The organism is Paenibacillus sp. EB106-06-01-XG199 (assembly GCF_058791575.1).
Genome location: NZ_JBYTDQ010000003.1, coordinates 1 through 17762, shown reverse-complemented (window position 1 = coordinate 17762; position 17762 = coordinate 1). Strand labels below are relative to the sequence as shown.

Genomic DNA, 17762 nt, shown 5'->3' with positions numbered 1-17762 from the left:
TTTAATATAGGTTGGGTGACCTGGCCAGAAGATGGTGTATTCTACAATACTCCGCGAAAGTACATGATGTGCTATTTCCTAGTCCGGTCAAACCATTATCTTATAGGCCTACCCTATCAGTTCTATAGAAATCATATCTTGGAATTATAAACGGGGCGATGTTATATTTAGATCATTCAAGAGGGACTCCACACTCTCTTCCATTGAACGATTCTACTATATGAGGTGAAGACATGAGCAAGAAGACAATGTTTGAGAAGATTTGGGATAATCACGTAATCCATCAAGAGGAAGGTAAGCCTAGCATTATTTATATTGATTTGCATCTGGTTCATGAAGTTACCTCTCCACAGGCCTTCGAAGGTCTCCGTCTCAGCGGACGCCAAGTCCGCCGTCCCGGCCTTACTTTTGCTACCATGGATCATAACGTCCCTACGAAAGACCGTTACAACATTACAGATCCGATCTCCAAACAGCAGATTGACACGCTGTCGCAGAATTGCCGTGATTTCGGAGTCAGATTGTTCGACCTGAATGATATCGATCAAGGTGTCGTGCATGTTATGGGCCCGGAAATCGGCCTGACACATCCCGGCAAAACCATTGTCTGCGGCGACAGCCATACTTCCACGCACGGAGCATTCGGCGCACTGGCCTTTGGTATTGGCACAAGTGAAGTTGAGCATGTTCTGGCTACCCAGTGCTTGCAGCAATCCAAAGCCAAAACGATGGAAGTCCGCTTCATCGGCAACCGTAATCCTGGAGTGACTGCCAAGGATATGATTCTCGGTGTCATTGCCAAATACGGCACTGATTTTGCAACAGGCTATGTTATTGAATACACGGGCGAATCCATCCGTGAGCTGTCGATGGAGGAACGCATGACCGTCTGCAATATGTCAATCGAAGGCGGGGCAAGAGCGGGGCTGATCGCTCCAGATGAAACTACCTTCAACTACCTGCGTGATCGCCAATATGTCCCTCAGGGTGCCGCTTATGATGCTGCCGTTGAAACTTGGAAAGGCCTTGTAAGCGATGAAGGTGCAGAATATGACACAATTGTTGAGTTTGATGTGGAATCTTTGATTCCGCAAGTGACCTGGGGAACTAGCCCGGGCATGGGCACAGACATCAATTCCAGTGTGCCGAACCCTGCTGATTTCCCGACTGAAAATGAACGTAAAGCCGCTGAAAAAGCGCTTGAATATATGGATCTGGCACCAGGCACACCTATTTCGGAAATTCCGATTGATTATGTCTTTATCGGTTCCTGCACGAATGGCCGGATTGAGGATTTGCGTGCTGCAGCCGAAGTAGCCAAAGGACACAAGGTATCCGACAAGGTTACGGCAATTGTTGTACCGGGCTCCGGACGTGTGAAGCTGCAGGCGGAGAAGGAAGGTCTCGATGTAGTGTTTACGGAAGCAGGTTTTGAATGGCGCGAAGCGGGCTGCAGCATGTGCCTGGCGATGAACCCGGATGTACTTCAGCCTGGACAACGCTGCGCATCGACCTCGAACCGCAACTTTGAAGGACGCCAGGGCCGCGGTGGACGCACGCATCTCGTATCCCCGGCAATGGCCGCAGCGGCTGCAATCAAGGGGCGTTTCACCGACGTCCGCGACTGGAACTACAAGACGGAAGCCGTCAATTCATAGAAATCGTAGAGAGAGCGGGAGGATACAACAATGGAAGCTTTTAAGAAATTAACAGGAATCGTTGCCCCGGTTGACCGGGTAAATGTAGATACGGATGCTATTATTCCGAAGCAGTTTTTGAAACGGATTGAACGGACTGGATTTGGACAATTTCTTTTTTATGAATGGCGTTTTGACGAAGCGGGCAATGACAATGCCGCTTTTGAGATGAATAAACCGCGCTATAAAGGCGCATCTGTATTGATTTCGCGGGCCAACTTCGGCTGCGGCTCCTCCCGGGAGCATGCGCCGTGGGCGATTATGGACTATGGCTTCAAAGTAGTAATTGCCCCATCTTATGCAGATATTTTTTACAACAACTGCTTCAAGAACGGGATTCTTCCGATCAAACTGTCGGAATCGCAGGTCGATGAGCTGTTCAGCCGTACGGCAGCCTATGAAGGCTACAACCTGACGGTTGACCTTGAGAACAACACGCTCAGCGATGAATACGGACTGGTGATCAGCTTTGAGCTGGATGAGCACCGCCGCCAGTTCCTGCTGCAGGGGCTCGATGATATCGGGCTGACACTTCAGCATGCGGATGAAATCGCCGCCTACGAGGAGCGCCACGCGGCAAAGCTGTTTTCGTAAGCGATGTAAAGAGCACGTCCAGTCATAGGGGAAACGGAGTTTTATTCCTGAAGAATACGTAATCTTTACAAATTTTACACAAAACTTCTATTTCCGGGTGTCGGAAATAGAAGTTTTTTTGCTATAATCGATATATTCATTGCCGCAGAAGGCAACTTTTGGAGATTTCTGTCGTCTTAATCTTATCTATGTATCTATCATTTACCAGAAGGAGAGGAAAAGAAAGGATGAGAAGAGCCGGACAACGGGTGTTATTTTTGCTGCTGCTGCCACTGTTACTGCTATCATTCGCCGGCCATGAAGCTGCCGCCGCCGGAAGCGGGACAGGCAAGATTATTATGGATAATCAGGAGCTGACAATGCCCAAAGGCGCCAAAATTGAATATGTCGATGGAAGCGTTATGATTCCTATTCGGGTTGTTGTGGAGAATCTGGGGTTCAAAGTCGACTGGGAGCCGAAGTCGCGTAAAGTAACCGTTCAACAGGATGGCAGAAGCGTGCTGCTGGCCGTAGGAAGCAAAACGGCTGAAGCCGATGGAACTACACTAGCTCTAAATGCGGCACCCAAGCAGAATAATGGAACTGTACTAGTGCCTATCCGATTTGTAAGTGAGCAATTTGGGCTTATAGTGGGCTGGGACAACAGCGACAAAACTGTCTATTTAAGCGGCGGTTCTACAAGCGGTACGGACATTTCTGCAACTCCAGCGCCGTCCGCCAGCTCAACACCGGCGCCTGTTTTGAGTCCAAGTCCAACCCCTGTCCCGAATGAAACTGGATCAGAGGGAGAGATCGTGACAGGAACCGCAGGCCCAACACCAACGCCGATCCCCGGCAGCGGCGGTACGATAGTTACGTCTCCTCAGATCATGGGGGCGGTGTTCAGCGAAAATCGTTTGATCGTTTCCGCCACGGGTGGAGCCAAGCCTACTGTTACCAAGATGAGCGGCCCTGACCGGATTGTGGTTGATTTCCCCAATACCTCGTTCGCGGCGGATTTCGTTGGCAGTCTGCCTGGCACAGCCCCTAACGGCAGTCCGCAAGGCAAGCTGGATGTTACCGGTTACCCATTGATTTCGGAAGTCCGTTATGCGCTGTTCAGTTCCAATCCCTCTACCGTAAGGTTCGTTATTCAAACGATCGGAACACAGCCATATCAGGTAAGTACTGACGACAGCACCGGGCTGGTTACAATTGATTTAAATGTAGTGGCTAATGGAGGCAGTACTACCGTAGGACCGGGAATTACAGGCAAGCCGGTTGTCGTTCTCGACGCAGGACACGGCGGTAAACAATCTGGAGCCGTTAGCCTGACAGGGAAGCTGGAGAAAAACTTCAATCTCTCAGTTGTGAATAAGGTTGGGGCACTGCTTCTGCAGGAAGGTCTGGTCGACGTGGTGTTTACCCGCACAGATGACAGTACACTCGGTCTGCAGGACCGGGTCGTAATTGCTGAAGCAAAACAAGCGAACCTGTTTATTTCAGTGCATGGAAACTCGCTGGACCTTAAATATCCCAACAGGGAAAAGATCAATGGCAGTGAGACCTACTATTCCCGTACTGAAAGTCTGCCGCTCGCCCAGGTCCTCCATAAGCATCTGGTCGCGGGAACAGGCTTCAAGGACAACGGGATCAGGAGCAAAAGTCTGCATGTTACAAGAGAAACTACAATGCCGGCAGTGCTGCTGGAGGTAGGTTATCTTACCAATCAGGGGAATGAGGCGGGCATGTATGATAGCCAGCTTCAAGACAGGCTGGCTAGGGAAATCGTAGCCGGAATTAAGGAATATTTGGGATTATAGATATAGAATCTTGTTAATAGAGCGCGGAATTACTAGCTTTTTAATGGGATTTATTCGCAACTTTTAGCGGATACCAGCGTCTAATCAATGTCGAGGGTTGTCAATGGCGAGATCATCATGAACGCCGTTCTCTGGCGGAATACTAGATTCTTAGAGGTGAAGAATGAAGAAATTTGCTTTTACGCTGTTGCTGCTGCTCTTTGTACTGGTATTGCCGGAGCATGGACATGCTGCTGCCGGGAATAAGATCTATCTGGATGGCCAGGAGCTGACAGCAGGGCAGGATGCGCCGGTCGAAAATGTAAAGAACTCAGTTATGGTGCCGCTAAGAATGATCGCCGAAAACCTTGGCTATAAGGTGGATTGGGATCAGAAGAGCAAGACGGTTACAATTGAACAGCAGGGCAAGACGATCAAACTGATCGTGGATCAAACGGCAGCTTTCGTTGATGACAAAACCGTGATTCTCACGGCGGCGCCAGTAGCGCGCGGAGGTACTACACTCGTTCCGATCCGGTTTGTCAGCGAGCAGTTTGGCCTTACTGTCACCTGGGATAACGCCCAGAAGACTGTAAACATTATTACCCCGGAAACTGGCGGTAATAACACCGGTTCAGAGGGAAGTTCTGGTGACGGTGGATCAACCGTCGTTGTTCCTCCGGCAGAGTCGACAAGCGGCCTGACAATGGTGAATGGCATCAGCTTCAGCGAGAACCGTCTAACCATTGCAATGGATGGTAGCTCCGCGCCGAATATAACAAAGATGACAGGGCCGGACCGGATTATTATCGATCTGCCAAATGCCACGTTCTCGGATGTGTTCGGAAGTGGACAAGAACTTGACCCTAACCTGAATGGTAAACTTGCTGTAACGGATTACCCGGATGTATCAGGTGTACGTTATTCTTTGTACAGTACAAGCCCTTATACCGTCCGCTTTGTAATTGATTTGAACACTTCCAAGAACTATAGTCTTGAAGTATCAGGTGATGCCTCCAAGCTGGTTGTGGTTGATCTGAATGCGCAAAGCACAGAAGATACGACGACACAGCCCGGCAATAACGGCCGGAAGCTGGTGGTGCTGGATGCCGGCCATGGGGCCAAGGATTCCGGAGCTGTAGGGGTTACCGGTAAATATGAGAAGAATTTTAATTTGGCCGTTGTTCTTAAAGCAGCAGAACTGCTGAAACAGGAGAATAAAATCGATGTAGTTCTTACTCGCAGCGATGATACGTTCCTGGAATTAAAAGACCGTGCGGGTATGGCCAATAAGCTTAAGGCCGATCTGTTTATTTCCGTCCATGCGAACAGCAGTGGTTCATCGGCTGCAAGTGGAACAGAAACATATTATCAGCGGGAAGCAAGCAAGGCACTGGCGAAAGTGATGCATAAGTATCTTGTCAAGGCGACCGGGCTTAGCGACCGTGGTGTGAGGTATGGCAATTTCCACGTCATTCGTGAGACGACAATGCCTGCCGTACTACTTGAAGTAGGTTACTTAAGCAATAAAGGCGATGAATCGCTGTTGTTCTCGGAAACATTGCAGAACAATGTGGCAGCATCCATGGTCAGTGGGATTAAGGAATATCTGGGAATGTAACAGCAAACTTAGCGGCAGATGAGAGCTGCAAAGCCAGCTTTCGGCCTGATTTGCAGGCGAAAGAGGCTTTGCAGTTCTGTCTGCCCGTATTCATCTAGAGGGGGTAAATGTTGATGAACAAAAAACTGACATATGCAGGGGTTGCAGCACTTCTTCTACTGGTGATCTCAGGCTGCGGAGACAAGCCGGCTGCAGCACCGGCTGATGAAGCGGGGCAAAATTCTCCTGCAGTCGTTAGCGGAGCCGAAGGAAATAACGGAAATGGAGACAGCAACAGCAATAGCAACAACAGCAATGCAGGAGGACTCAATACACCCGCCACTGCCGAGCCGGTTAGCACCGATGCTCCTGCTGCAACAGACAAGCCCGTTGAAGTCGACAAACAAAGCCAGAGCATTTCCGCGTACTATACGGATTCGCAGCAGATGGAACTTGTGAAGGCTGCAGCAAAGATAAGCTTCGCAAATGATACGGAGAAATATACTGAAGCCTTCAAAACGCTTCAAAACAGCGATAAGGCAGATATGATCCCGTTATGGAGCGGTATTGAGCTTAAATCACTTAAATTTACAGATGGACAGATTGTGATGGACATTCATAAACCGGCTGAGGCTCAACTGGGTGCAGGCGGTGAATCCATGGCCATCAGTGCGCTGGCTCAACTCTTCTTCCAGTTCGAAGAAGTGAAAAGCGTTGAGCTTCTGGTAGACGGTGAGCAAGTGGAAAGTTTAATGGGGCATGTGGATTTAGAACATCCAATTACCCGGGAGAACAGCGCATTATAAACGTCGCACAGGATTTTTGGGAATGTTTGCCGAATTACTAATATACCATTTACATGAAGCATAGAGAGGGGAATAACCTATTGTCCGGTCATAAAAGATCCAATCACTCTATTAAAGCTTATTCCACCAAAGCGGCATCTGCTGTTCTGGCCGGCGCTATGGTGCTTGGCAGTGCGGGGGCTGCATTCGCTGAGAGCGCAGCAACTGCTGCCCCTAAAGCTACTGCTGCGCCTGCAGCAACAACTACACTAAAAGCTACGGCAACGCCTGCAGCAACAGCTACACCAAAAGCTACGGCAACACCTGCAGCAACAGCTACACCAAAAGCTACGGCAACACCTGCAGCAACAGCTACACCAAAAGCTACGGCAACGCCTGCAGCAACAGCTACACCGAAAGCTACGGCAACGCCTGCAGCAACAGCTACACCGAAAGCTACGGCAACGCCTGCAGCAACAGCAACTCCAAAAGCTACAGCAACGCCTACAGCAACAGCTACGCCTGCAGCTACAACTGCACCTACAGCTACGCCGCCTGCAGCTGCACCAGGATTGTTCAGCGATGTAAAAACAGGCTTCTGGGCAGAAAAACATATCTATAAGCTGGCAGCGCAAGGTCTTGTTGTCGGAAATAACGGATTATTCCGTGCGGGTGACTCTGTTACCCAGCAGGAAGCTGTGCTGATCGCACTTCGCTTCATGAAGCTTGAGGACAAAGTAAATACCGGCACTGACGTGGTGCTTCCGACTAATTTCCAGGTGTCCAATTATTTTAAGCCGTTTGTTGTGCTGGCATTCCAGCAGGGCCTTCTGAACAAGACGGTTGAAATGTCGGCGGATAATCTAAAGACATCCTGGGGCGACCGCAAGGCATCACGTGAATGGATTGCCGAATTGCTGGTCCGTGCTCTCGGCAAAAACTCCGAAGCGGGCGCAGTATCAGGCAAGCCGACTAGCTTCGCTGATGATGCCAAGGTTTCGGCGAATAAACGAGGTTACGTGAACACTGCCGTAGAATTGGGACTGGCCAATGGTCTTGACGGCAACCGATTTGATCCACAAGGAGCGGTAACCCGTGCACAAGTGGCAACTTTCTTCAGCCGCGCAGAAGCATTTAACACTATAGGGTATGACAACACAGTCAAAGGGAGCATCAGTGCCCTGAAGGACGGGAAAATGACCGTTTACAGCAACGGTTCACCGTCTGTCTTCAATTTGACTCCCGTAACTGCATACTACACTAGTACGGCAGACACAAGAATCAATCTGAATGATGTTCAGCCATATACCAAAGTAACCGTTATTGGTGCAACCTATAATGCAGCTTATGTTGAGGTGACAGATCCTGCCCAGCAGGTGGTAAGTGTCGAAGGGAACTTTGCCAAGATCACTCCAAGTACGATTTGGCTTGATTCTGCTACGGGATATGACCAGTACAGCTATGATACTGATACTTCTTTTGTAGATGTAAATGGAAGCACGATTAGTTCCGGAGCCATTACGGCAAACAGTAAAGTTACCTTGCTGCGTGAAACTTTCACAGGAACTAATAAGGTGGTAAAGGTTCAGGTGACCTCGGGCGTTGTGAACAAAACGACTACAGGGACAATTCAAAGTGTGGATCAGGCAGCAAAAAGCATCACGTTCAAAAATGCTTCCGGAATTGCAGAAACGTTCAAGTGGGAAGACGGGGTTACACTGTTCAGTTCGCAAAACGCAGTTTTGCTGCCAGCCGACCTGAAGACCGGAACTGCTGTGAAATATACGATAAATAGCAATGTCATCCGTTCGGTGGAAGTGACTTCAGGCACGGAGCGAACGGTAGAGGGATCGATTTATGAGCTTACAAGCTCAAGCATTATTTATAAAAAGTCTGACGGTGCTCGCGAAGTGAAGCTGCTGGCTACATCGCCGGCGCCGACAATTGTGATACCTAACGTTACTAACCCGGTAATCGGTGATCTGCTTGCCGATGCGAACAGTGGAGACAATGTTCGGATTACCCTCAACAGCTCTGATCAGGTGACAAAGATTGAAGTGCTGAACCGCCAGATGGATGAATTTATCGGTGCGACTGTAATTGCTTTTAATAGCAAGACAAAGCTGCTGACAGTTATGGACGGCAAAAGTAAAGCACATCTGGTACAGATTGATGACAAGACAAAACTTGCTTTTGACGAGGGCATTACCACATCATTGACTACTATGGGGATTTATCTCTACGAAGGGCGCAGGGTGGACGTAAAAGCTGTCGGCCAGCGGGCCCTTTCGGTAGAAACCAGCACCAAATATACAGGAACCCTGTCCGAGATTAATACAACAACCAGAACGATTGTTCTGAAGCTCGCAGGAGGTCAAACTCTTACCCTGGGTTATCCACAGGTAATTGATATTCTCGGACGTACATCTTCTGCCATCACAGATATACCTCTTAACTCTTCGGTAACCGCAGTGCTTACGAGCAATCAGGATGTCATCTCAGTGCTTAAAGTGAACTCATCAGTGCAGGTTGAAATCACTACTCTTAATGCACCAATGAATAAGCTGGGTGTGAAATGGTCCGGAGGAACGCTTGAACTGAATACTTTGACTTTAACGATGACCAATGAAGCAGGACAAACCCTTAAAATTGGCGACTTGAAGGTCGGTGATTACGTGAATCTGGCCGTAAGCGGCAGCACTCCAGTATCACTTCAGTACATCAAGCAGAATACTGGTGTTGTGTCGTCAGTAGATGCAGCTGCGGGTTCATTCGTGCTTAAGGATTATGCAGGCACCTCCCAGACGATTGCAGTCAGCGGTGGCGTAAAAATTATCCGTGACGGTGTTACTACGACAGGTCTCGGCAGTCTGACTACAGCTGACCGGGTAGATGTCCGCAAAGATGCTGACGGGTCAGTGATCGTCACTGTACTGAAGCAGCTTACCCGCTCGGTTTCGCGTTACGACAGCCTAAATAACCAGATCGTAACCAAACGCTCTTCTCTGAGCGATACGAATTATCAGTTTGCGATCACTTCGAGTGTATATATTCACCAGGGTGACACGACTTTATCCGTGCAATCTCTCAAAGAAAATGATAATATTATATTGTATTTCAAAAACGATGTCTTAGTTGAAGTCGTGAAACAATAGTGGCAATGGTGATTTTCCGTGAGAAACACCGTCTTGATCCAGGAGATTGTCTGGATCAAGACGTTTTTTTTGAAATATAAGCAGTTATACTTGTTAATATTTCATTACATCAGAGAAGATACGCTCGTCTGGTTTGTTGAGTGTAAATACTCCGTGGAGGGGACGCCGGTGAAAGTTGCAGAGGTCCGCCACATTCTGGATACGATTCGAGACATGTTTCCTGATGCGCATTGCGAGCTGAATCACAGCAACGCTTTTGAGCTAACCATTGCGGTGCTGCTGTCAGCCCAATGTACGGACGCAACAGTGAACAAAGTGACCGAGGACCTGTTCCAAAAGTACAAAACCCCTCTTGACTATATTTCCGTGCCGCTGGAGGAACTGGAGAGGGATATCCGGCGTATCGGCTTGTATCGCAATAAGGCTAAGCATATTCAAAGCCTGTGTTCTATTCTTATAGAGCAATATGGCGGAGAAGTGCCACAGGCTCATGACTTGCTGGTAACATTGCCGGGGGTCGGCCGCAAGACTGCGAATGTCGTTGTGTCCAACGCTTTTGGCGTACCTGCGATTGCTGTGGATACCCATGTGGAACGGGTAGCCAAGCGGCTCGCACTTGCGGGCTGGAAGGATTCCGTACTGGAAGTGGAGAAGAAGCTGATGAAGGCGGTGCCGCGTGAGGAATGGACACTTACACATCATCGGCTGATCTTTTTTGGCCGCTATCACTGCAAAGCCCAGAATCCAAGTTGTCAGGTTTGCCCGCTCTTGGATGTATGCCGTGAGGGCAAGAAACGTATGAAAACAGCTGTAATCAGGAAAGATAATGATGTATTAAAGGCAAGCAAAAAGTTAGAGATGAAGAAGAGGATGGGATAGAGATGAAATGCATTTCTGTATATACCAATAATTTTGAAGCTTTTTCCGATATTTTTGACCGTGTAGTGGAAAGTCCGTTGGAAGAAAATGAAGAGCAGGAAGTAGAAGGCATCACGATCAGCCATTCCGGCGATGTGCCTGAGCATTACCTGGAGCGGATGTCCCAGAAGCCTGAAGTGGTTGTTATGAGAGACAAATCCCGTGGTCTGACCATTCTGCAGCACGGTAAAGTATTCGAAATTCTGCTTCCGGTACTGGAAACAGCGTAATAGGATTTACGAACAAAGAGCCGGCCTTGGGGCCGGCTCTTTGTTCGTCATACGTTATTGAAAACGCGGGTATCTTTAGGGGAATGAGCTTAAGCTGAGAACTTCCTTAAACGCAAGGAGTATGCAATATAGACCATGGTGGAAGGTACGAATGCCATGACGCACAACGTTAAGACTACGAAAGATGTGTTTTCCAGAAGTAAATTGTTCCATACCTTTGTAGACAGGAATCTTAAAGCAATACTTCCTAAGGTCAGCAGCAGTGTTACAAAAGCTGCTATTTTGCTGATTCGGGCAACCTTGGTATATTTATCATAAACAGTCGCACGGTCGGTATGGATAGGAACAGTTCCCGGTTCTGCCGAGAAGATATGGAGATCTCCAGCGGAGCATACATAAGTCCAGCCGCTGTCTGCAAAAATATTATGGTACTCTGCTTCCTCCTCCTTCGGCAATTCACGTATATCCAGACAGTAAATCTGCTTATGCGGCGTTCCCCTGCGGATTACGTAACCAAACAAAGAGAAATGATCCAGAAACCAGCCTTTTTCTGACAGTGTGCTCAATTTGTTCATATCTGCATCCTCGGCAAAGGCCAGACCCTTCGATATTACATAACGCGTTTGTTTATCCTTCTTCATGAGATTATTCCTCCTTCGCAGCTTGTAATGCGGCATTCCCGTGTGCAACCATTCTAAGTCTCCGTTCGATTTCAGCTGTAATAATTAGCTCTCCACTCTGGGTAATCTGATAAGTCTTCCGCCGGTCATCGTCGTCCTCATTCAATAGGATATAGCCTGATTTCTGCATTTTCTTGATTAAGGTGTAAAGTGTTGCAGGCCCGATTTTAACTTCCCCGTCTGTCAATTCTTCAATATATTTCATGATCGCATAGCCGTGTTTCGGAGTGAGTAAGGCAAGCAGGATGTAGTAAGCCGAATCAGTCAACTGTTCGGTCTGCAGTGAATTAGCTCTGGACATTGGCACACCTCCATTTTCTATAATAAAAGGTATATCTGATATGGATATATCCATTAGCGATATATCTGATATGGATATAATAATTCCATAATATTGCATTGTCAAGTCAGGGATGCATAATTTTTAGTCAACTGAATTTTGTAAAGGTTTATAGGGGATTTTGTAATTCGTGAATATTTGATTTGTGGCAAACTGGTGATAAAATGTAATTATTCTAGTTATGCCATTTATTTTTACGTTAAGATATATTTATTTTAGATATCGCTTTATGAAGGCTAAGTACATAGACTTCAAATAAAGTCGATTTTTTCTAGGATGCAGCGGAGGTGGATATAGTGGCAGCAGAACAAACCAAGATTAAAACAGAGAATGTGACGGATTCGCCGCTTACTCTGCTGGGAGCGCTGATGGAACGGTGGGGAGCGACAGAAACGCAGCGGGTACTCTCCGATTTGGAGAGTAAAGAGTGTGCCCGTGAGCTGACACTCGCCTTTTGCGGACATTTTTCGGCAGGGAAGTCGAGTATGATTAACAGGTTATGCGGCAGCAATGTACTGCCTTCCGGACCCGTTCCGACCAGTGCCAATGTCGTGTCTATACGCAGCGGAGCGCCCCGTGTACGGCTCTATCCCAAGGTGGAAGGACAGAATGAGACAAATTCCGCATGGGAGACCACACCGGAGAAATTGCAGGAATATTGCCGTAAGGGCGGTGATTATTCAGCGATTGAAGTCTGGGAGGATGTGCCTTTGCTTGGAGCACATGGTGTTCTGATGGACACCCCGGGGGTTGATTCCACGGATGACGGGCATCAAGCCGCGACGCGCTCCGCACTGCATTTAGCCGATGTGGTGTTTTATGTGATGGATTACAATCATGTGCAGTCGGAGAATAATCTGGCTTTTGCCAAAAACCTCAGTGATTGGGGCAAACCGCTGTATCTTATTATCAATCAGATTGACAAGCACCGTGAACAGGAAATTGCCATTGAAGCCTACCGGCAGCAATTGGAAAGCGCTTTCCACGAATGGGGAATTCAATCCGCAGGTATTTTGTTCACTTCCCTTAAGAACATGGAGCATCCGCTAAATCAATGGGACGGTCTGCTTATGCTGATTCGCCAGCTGCTGGATCAGCGGGAGGAGCTGCTTGGCTACAGCTTGTCCCGCTCAGTGCATCATGTGGCCGATGCGGTTGTGACAGAATACCGCGAGCAGCAGCAGGAGGAGCGCGAGGCGCTGCTGGAAACATCGGGCGGTGCGGATGAGTACTCCGTGGAAAGAGCGTTTCAGGCTTGCAACGAAGAACGTAAGGAGCTTGCAGAACTGCCTGATCAGTCAATCCTAACGTTGCGCAACGTACTTGATGCGCTGCTGGGCAACAGCAATCTGATGCCTGCCGATGTAAGAGAAGCTGCGGGTGCTTATGCTGAAAGCATGGCTCCCGGCTTCCGGCAGGGCCTGCTGTTCACGGCTGCGAAACGGGAGAAGGTGCAAGCAGAACGGCTAAAAGCCTGGCACGGACTGCAAACGCGGGAAATCACCGCCCAACTGGAATGGCATATTCTTCAGTTGATCCGGGAATGGGCTGAAGACCTTGGAGTATGGGAGGAGGGGGCCGAGAATCTGCTCAAGCAAAGTTTACCGGCGGTGAGCCAGGAGTGGCTGGCGGCTGCGGTGAAGCCGGGAACCGGGGCCTCGGGCGAGGCGTTGCTTAATTTCACCCGCACGCTTGCGGCTGAAATTAAAGCCCAGTTCCGCCGGGCTGCCCTGTCTCTTGGCGATGAGCTGCTGGCGAAGCTGCCGCCGCTGCTGGAAGAGCGGCGCACCGAGCTGTCGCGCCGCGAAGAAGCCCTGCAGCGGCAGGCGCGCGCACTCGCCGCGCTTGCTGCCCTTGACCGCGCGGCGGATGCCCGCGCGGCAGAGCTCGCGGCGCTATTGCCGCCGCGCCGGACCCTCACCCCCGGCACTCTGCCGGAGGTGAGGGTTGCCCCGCGGGCAGGCGCCAGCAGCGCCGCACCGCGAGTGGTCCAGCCGCTGCCGGGCGCAGCGGCCGGAAGGCCTGCCGCCGCAGCCTGGGCGGCAGGGCCGGTCTCGCCGGCGGGCGGACGCCGCCGGCTCACGAAGGCCGCAGCGGCGCTGAGCGCTGCGGCAGAGCTGCTGCGCGGCGAGCCGGCCATGGCCTCGGCGGTGCGCAGTCTCGCGGCACGGGCGGAGAGCATCGCCGCCGGCCGCTTTACGATGGCGCTGTTCGGAGCGTTCAGCGCCGGTAAATCCTCCTTCGCCAATGCGCTGCTGGGTGAAGAAGTGCTGCCTGTGTCTCCCCACCCCGCGACAGCAGCGGTGAACCGCATCCTGTCACCGGAAGGGGAGTTCCGCCATGCCAGCGCGGTGGTAACGATGAAGACCGCGGAGGATTTCTGGGAAGACATCCTCCATTCCTTCAGCGTACTGCAGCTTGCGCCCCCGCAGCGGCAGAGCTGGACCGCTGAGGTGGCAGGGCTGAAGGTCAGCGGCCTGCATCCTTCCGCCCTGCCGCATGCCGGATTCCTGCGGGCGGCCGCTGCGGGCTGGTCAGAAGCGGAGGGACTGCTCGGAACGGTGCGGACTGTTGATCTGCAGGAATACCGTGGACTGGTCGCCGAGGAGACCCGGGCCTGTTTTGTGCAGGGGATTGACCTGTATTATGACTGTCCCTTGACCGCGAGCGGCATTGTGCTGGTGGATACCCCTGGCGCGGATTCCCTGCATGCCCGTCATACCGGTGTAACCTTCGGTTACATGAAGAATGCGGACGCGATATGTTTTGTGACCTATTATAATCATGCCTTTTCCAAAGCGGACCGTGGTCTGCTGGCCCAATTGGGAAGAATTAAAGACAGCTTCGCGCTGGATAAAATGTTCTTTATCATCAACGCTTCTGATTTGGCCGCAGACGAAGCGGAGCTGGAAGAGGTGAAGGGGCATGTCGCGCAGAACCTGCGTGCCGGCGGCCTTACCTCGCCGCGGATATATACCTTGTCCAGCCTGCTGGCGCTGCAAGGCAAAGCAGACCACAACCGGGAAGCTTATGAAAGCTCCCGTTTCCAGACCTTTGAAGAGGCGCTTGCGGAATTCGCGGGCGGAGAACTGCCGCGGTTGTCGCTTGCAGCCGCGCAAGAGAACATTGCCTCCGTGCGCAGGCGGGCGGAAGAATGGCAGAAGCTGGCTGAGATGGAGGCAGGCCGGCGGGAAGCCGGGCTGCTGGAGCTGCAGGAACGCCGCCGCACCGCAGAAGCACGGCTCACGGCGCTTTCCGCCGAGGAACGTCCGCTGCGCGACCTTCGCCGGGAAGGTGAAGAACTGCTCTATCATGTGCGGCAGCGGATTGGCTTTGCCTTTGGCCGTTTCTTCCAGGAATCCTTCCACCCTTCCGTGCTGCGTGAGGATAGCGGTAATCTGAAAGATATCTTTACAGCCTGTGGCAGAGAGCTGGAACGCACCCTTGAGCGTGAACTGGAACAGGAATTGTGGGCGACTACCCTGCGCCTGGAAGCGGCAGGTCAAAAACTCGTGCGGACGGCAGCTTCATCAGCCGCATCGGAACTGTCGATTTCGGCTCAGGAGCTTCAGCTCATGGACAATGCCGAAGAACACTGGCCTTCCCCGGATAAGCTGGAGTGCCGGTTATCCCCTCTGGACTGGGCAGCATTATGGGGCCGCTTCAAATCGCCGCGTCATTTCTTTGAGGGCCCGGGGCGCAATGAAGTCAGAGCCTCAGCGGACCCTTGGCTGAAGGAAGCAGTTGCCGGAGCCGCCGGGACGCAGGAAGGTTTATTATTGGATTTTTATACGGGTGTAGCGGAGCAGGCGTTGAAACGTTCGGCAGACATACTCCGAGCAGCTCTGGCTGAGCGGGAGGAAGTGATGTCCGGTCTCTTGAAAGGGGGTGATTCTGCGGAACATTGGGGCCAAATAGGCCATCAATTAAATGTTCTGGAGAGAAATTTCGACGATCTCGTAGACGGAGATCTGTGAAGATTGTAGGAAAATGTCGAAGAAGGCTTGCAATCTGGTCGTTGATGGAAGAAAATAAAGAAGCCTGAAAATTTACAATGAAAACTGCGACATTTACAGAAAAAGAGAGTCAGCAGTCAAATTAGCCGAAAGAGGTTGGAGTCGACAATGTGGGGAGCTCCTTTTTCAGCTCAAAGCCGTAAGCTGCTGCTCTTGGGCAGCGGGGAATTGGGTAAGGAAGTCATTATCGAAGCTCAGCGCCTTGGCGTAGAGACCGTAGCTGTGGATCGTTATCAAGATGCCCCGGCGATGGGTGTAGCCCATCGCTCCTATGTAATTGATATGCTGGACGCGGACGCGCTTAAGACGCTCATCCGTGCCGAGAAGCCTGATTTGATTGTGCCCGAGATTGAGGCTATTGCCACTCATGCGCTGCTGGAGCTGGAGGCGGAAGGATTCTTCGTAGTCCCGACTGCACGTGCAGCCCGGCTGACCATGGACCGGGAGGGTATCCGGCGTTTAGCGGCTGAAGAGCTTGGCCTGCCGACCGCGGCATACCGCTTCGCGGACAGTCTGGACGAATTACGCCAGGCAGTGGAAGAGCTTGGCACACCCTGTGTGATCAAGCCGATTATGAGCTCCTCCGGCAAAGGACAGAGCGTCTGCAAGAAACCAGGTGATGTGGAGGACTGCTGGAATACGGCTCTGGAAGGAGCGCGGGCCAAAGGGACACGGGTCATCGTGGAGGCTTTCGTTACGTTTGAAAGTGAGATTACCTTGCTTACGGTCCGATCGGCAAGCGGAACTGTATTCTGTCCGCCGATCGGCCATATCCAGAAGGACGGCGACTATGTAGAGTCCTGGCAGCCGCATCAGATGAGTGAGCGCACGCTGGCAGAAGCTCAGAATATCGCCAAAACGGTAACTGATCAGCTTGGAGGCCTTGGTATTTTTGGAGTGGAGCTGTTTCTTACAGAGCAGGGAGTATTGTTCAGTGAAGTATCGCCCAGACCGCATGATACCGGCATGGTTACAATGATTACGCAGGATTTATCGGAATTCGCTCTGCATGTCAGAGCCATTCTTGGATTTCCGCTGGACTCGGTTGCGCTTGTAACACCGGGCGCTTCGGCTACCCTGAAAGCACAAAAAACCGGACAGGCTTTTGCCATATCCGGAATCGGCGAAGCGCTGGCGCTTCCCCGTACGCAGGTTAGGGTATTCGGCAAACCTGAAATCCGTCCTGGACGGCGGATGGCAGTAGCCCTCAGTGCAGCGGAAGATGTAGAAATCGCGCGGACTACCGCCAAACAGGCGGCGTCTATGCTAAAAGTGGAGGTATATGAGAATGAACAGTAGTACTCAGGAGCAAGTACTGCAAATTCGCAAATGCGGCATGAATGATCTGGAGAGAGTAACAGCCCTTCTGCGGGAATTCGGCTATCCGACAACACTTAGCGTGATGAAAGAGAGAATGGAAGGCATGGAGAATGATCCGTTCCATTGCACACTGGTCGCTGAACTGGACAATGAAGTTGTGGGAATGATTGGACTTCGGCAGGTGAAATCCTATTACAAACATGCGGATTGTATTACGGAAATCAACGCGCTGATTGTATCAGAGGAGCTTAGAGGCAACGGCCTCGGCAAAAGATTGGTAGCTGCAGCGGAAGAATGGGCCCGCGGGCAGGGTTGCTGCCAGCTGTTCCTTAGAAGCGGTAACCGTGTGGAACGTGCGCCTGCGCATGCTTTTTACCGTCATATGGGTTTCGAGCAGACTACCGGCTACCGCTTCAATAAAGCATTGCTGTAAATCTAATACGTACAATCATCCCCATCCCGGCAACCGGGATGGTTTTTTTATGGCTTTAGCCAGTTGAGTGCGTGAAACGCGCGAAACAAAAAACCACCCGCTATGCGGGTGGAGGGAACGAGGGTTTGACCACCAGGACCATTCCGATAAAATTGAGATGTTCAGGCTCAACGGAAGGAATGATCTTAGATGGCAAACAAGAGCTATAGTCTA

At 50.8% G+C, this 17762-nt stretch carries 13 protein-coding genes; 11 read left to right on the top strand and 2 right to left on the bottom strand.

Annotation, left to right across the window (positions count from 1 at the left end; genetic code table 11):
- Positions 1-233 precede the first annotated feature (233 nt).
- The 8 genes from leuC (at position 234) to AC3WT9_RS10805 (ending at position 10760) form a co-directional block, all read left to right on the top strand.
- Positions 234-1658 (top strand): 3-isopropylmalate dehydratase large subunit, encoded by a 1425-nt coding sequence (gene leuC / locus AC3WT9_RS10840; RefSeq protein ID WP_341094431.1) that lies wholly within the window; start codon positions 234-236, stop codon positions 1656-1658.
- Positions 1659-1688: 30 nt separating this feature from the next.
- Positions 1689-2291 carry a 3-isopropylmalate dehydratase small subunit gene (gene leuD, locus AC3WT9_RS10835; protein ID WP_341094430.1) on the top strand — a complete coding sequence of 201 codons (603 nt, stop codon included), beginning with the start codon at positions 1689-1691 and terminating at the stop codon, positions 2289-2291.
- 227 nt (positions 2292-2518) lie between these two features.
- A complete protein-coding gene (locus tag AC3WT9_RS10830) occupies positions 2519-4093 on the top strand; it encodes an N-acetylmuramoyl-L-alanine amidase family protein (RefSeq protein ID WP_341094428.1) in 1575 nt (524 codons plus the stop codon).
- A gap of 163 nt (positions 4094-4256) precedes the next feature.
- Entirely contained in the window at positions 4257-5693 is a 1437-nt protein-coding gene (locus tag AC3WT9_RS10825) for an N-acetylmuramoyl-L-alanine amidase family protein (protein ID WP_341094426.1), read from the top strand.
- Positions 5694-5806: 113 nt separating this feature from the next.
- Positions 5807-6478 carry a GerMN domain-containing protein gene (locus AC3WT9_RS10820; RefSeq protein ID WP_341379128.1) on the top strand — a complete coding sequence of 224 codons (672 nt, stop codon included), beginning with the start codon at positions 5807-5809 and terminating at the stop codon, positions 6476-6478.
- A gap of 80 nt (positions 6479-6558) precedes the next feature.
- Positions 6559-9612: an S-layer homology domain-containing protein gene (locus AC3WT9_RS10815; RefSeq protein WP_492407587.1), complete on the top strand. Its 3054-nt coding sequence runs from the start codon at positions 6559-6561 to the stop codon at positions 9610-9612.
- Positions 9613-9780: 168 nt separating this feature from the next.
- On the top strand, positions 9781-10491 hold the full coding sequence (nth, locus tag AC3WT9_RS10810; protein ID WP_341094420.1) for an endonuclease III: 711 nt from the start codon (positions 9781-9783) through the stop codon (positions 10489-10491).
- 2 nt (positions 10492-10493) lie between these two features.
- On the top strand, positions 10494-10760 hold the full coding sequence (locus tag AC3WT9_RS10805; protein ID WP_038594340.1) for a hypothetical protein: 267 nt from the start codon (positions 10494-10496) through the stop codon (positions 10758-10760).
- Positions 10761-10849: 89 nt separating this feature from the next.
- Here the strand turns inward: AC3WT9_RS10805 and AC3WT9_RS10800 are convergent, their stop codons facing one another.
- Positions 10850-11401, bottom strand: a complete 552-nt coding sequence (locus AC3WT9_RS10800) for a DUF2812 domain-containing protein (RefSeq protein WP_341094417.1) — start codon at positions 11399-11401, stop codon at positions 10850-10852.
- A gap of 4 nt (positions 11402-11405) precedes the next feature.
- The gene (locus AC3WT9_RS10795) at positions 11406-11741 is read right to left on the bottom strand and encodes a PadR family transcriptional regulator (protein ID WP_341094416.1); all 336 of its coding nucleotides are present in this window, start codon (positions 11739-11741) and stop codon (positions 11406-11408) included.
- 335 nt (positions 11742-12076) lie between these two features.
- Between AC3WT9_RS10795 and AC3WT9_RS10790 the strand changes: the two genes are divergently transcribed.
- The 3 genes from AC3WT9_RS10790 to AC3WT9_RS10780 all read left to right on the top strand — a co-directional run bounded on the left by AC3WT9_RS10790 (position 12077) and on the right by AC3WT9_RS10780 (position 17549).
- Positions 12077-15757 (top strand): dynamin family protein, encoded by a 3681-nt coding sequence (locus AC3WT9_RS10790; protein WP_492407586.1) that lies wholly within the window; start codon positions 12077-12079, stop codon positions 15755-15757.
- 147 nt (positions 15758-15904) lie between these two features.
- Complete coding sequence (gene purT, locus AC3WT9_RS10785; protein WP_341380389.1) at positions 15905-17095, top strand: formate-dependent phosphoribosylglycinamide formyltransferase; 1191 nt, start codon at positions 15905-15907, stop codon at positions 17093-17095.
- Positions 17085-17549 (top strand): GNAT family N-acetyltransferase, encoded by a 465-nt coding sequence (locus AC3WT9_RS10780; RefSeq protein WP_144024272.1) that lies wholly within the window; start codon positions 17085-17087, stop codon positions 17547-17549. Before purT ends, AC3WT9_RS10780 begins: the two co-directional genes overlap by 11 nt.
- Positions 17550-17762: the final 213 nt, after the last annotated feature.

Coding starts and splice junctions, on each gene's coding strand:
- leuD (WP_341094430.1), top strand. CDS start 1,689: ATGGAAGCTTTTAAGAAATTAACAGGAATCGTTGCCCCGGTTGACCGG.
- AC3WT9_RS10825 (WP_341094426.1), top strand. CDS start 4,257: ATGAAGAAATTTGCTTTTACGCTGTTGCTGCTGCTCTTTGTACTGGTA.
- AC3WT9_RS10795 (WP_341094416.1), bottom strand. CDS start 11,741: ATGTCCAGAGCTAATTCACTGCAGACCGAACAGTTGACTGATTCGGCT.
- AC3WT9_RS10800 (WP_341094417.1), bottom strand. CDS start 11,401: ATGAAGAAGGATAAACAAACGCGTTATGTAATATCGAAGGGTCTGGCC.
- AC3WT9_RS10805 (WP_038594340.1), top strand. CDS start 10,494: ATGAAATGCATTTCTGTATATACCAATAATTTTGAAGCTTTTTCCGAT.
- AC3WT9_RS10820 (WP_341379128.1), top strand. CDS start 5,807: ATGAACAAAAAACTGACATATGCAGGGGTTGCAGCACTTCTTCTACTG.
- leuC (WP_341094431.1), top strand. CDS start 234: ATGAGCAAGAAGACAATGTTTGAGAAGATTTGGGATAATCACGTAATC.
- AC3WT9_RS10780 (WP_144024272.1), top strand. CDS start 17,085: ATGAACAGTAGTACTCAGGAGCAAGTACTGCAAATTCGCAAATGCGGC.
- AC3WT9_RS10830 (WP_341094428.1), top strand. CDS start 2,519: ATGAGAAGAGCCGGACAACGGGTGTTATTTTTGCTGCTGCTGCCACTG.
- purT (WP_341380389.1), top strand. CDS start 15,905: ATGTGGGGAGCTCCTTTTTCAGCTCAAAGCCGTAAGCTGCTGCTCTTG.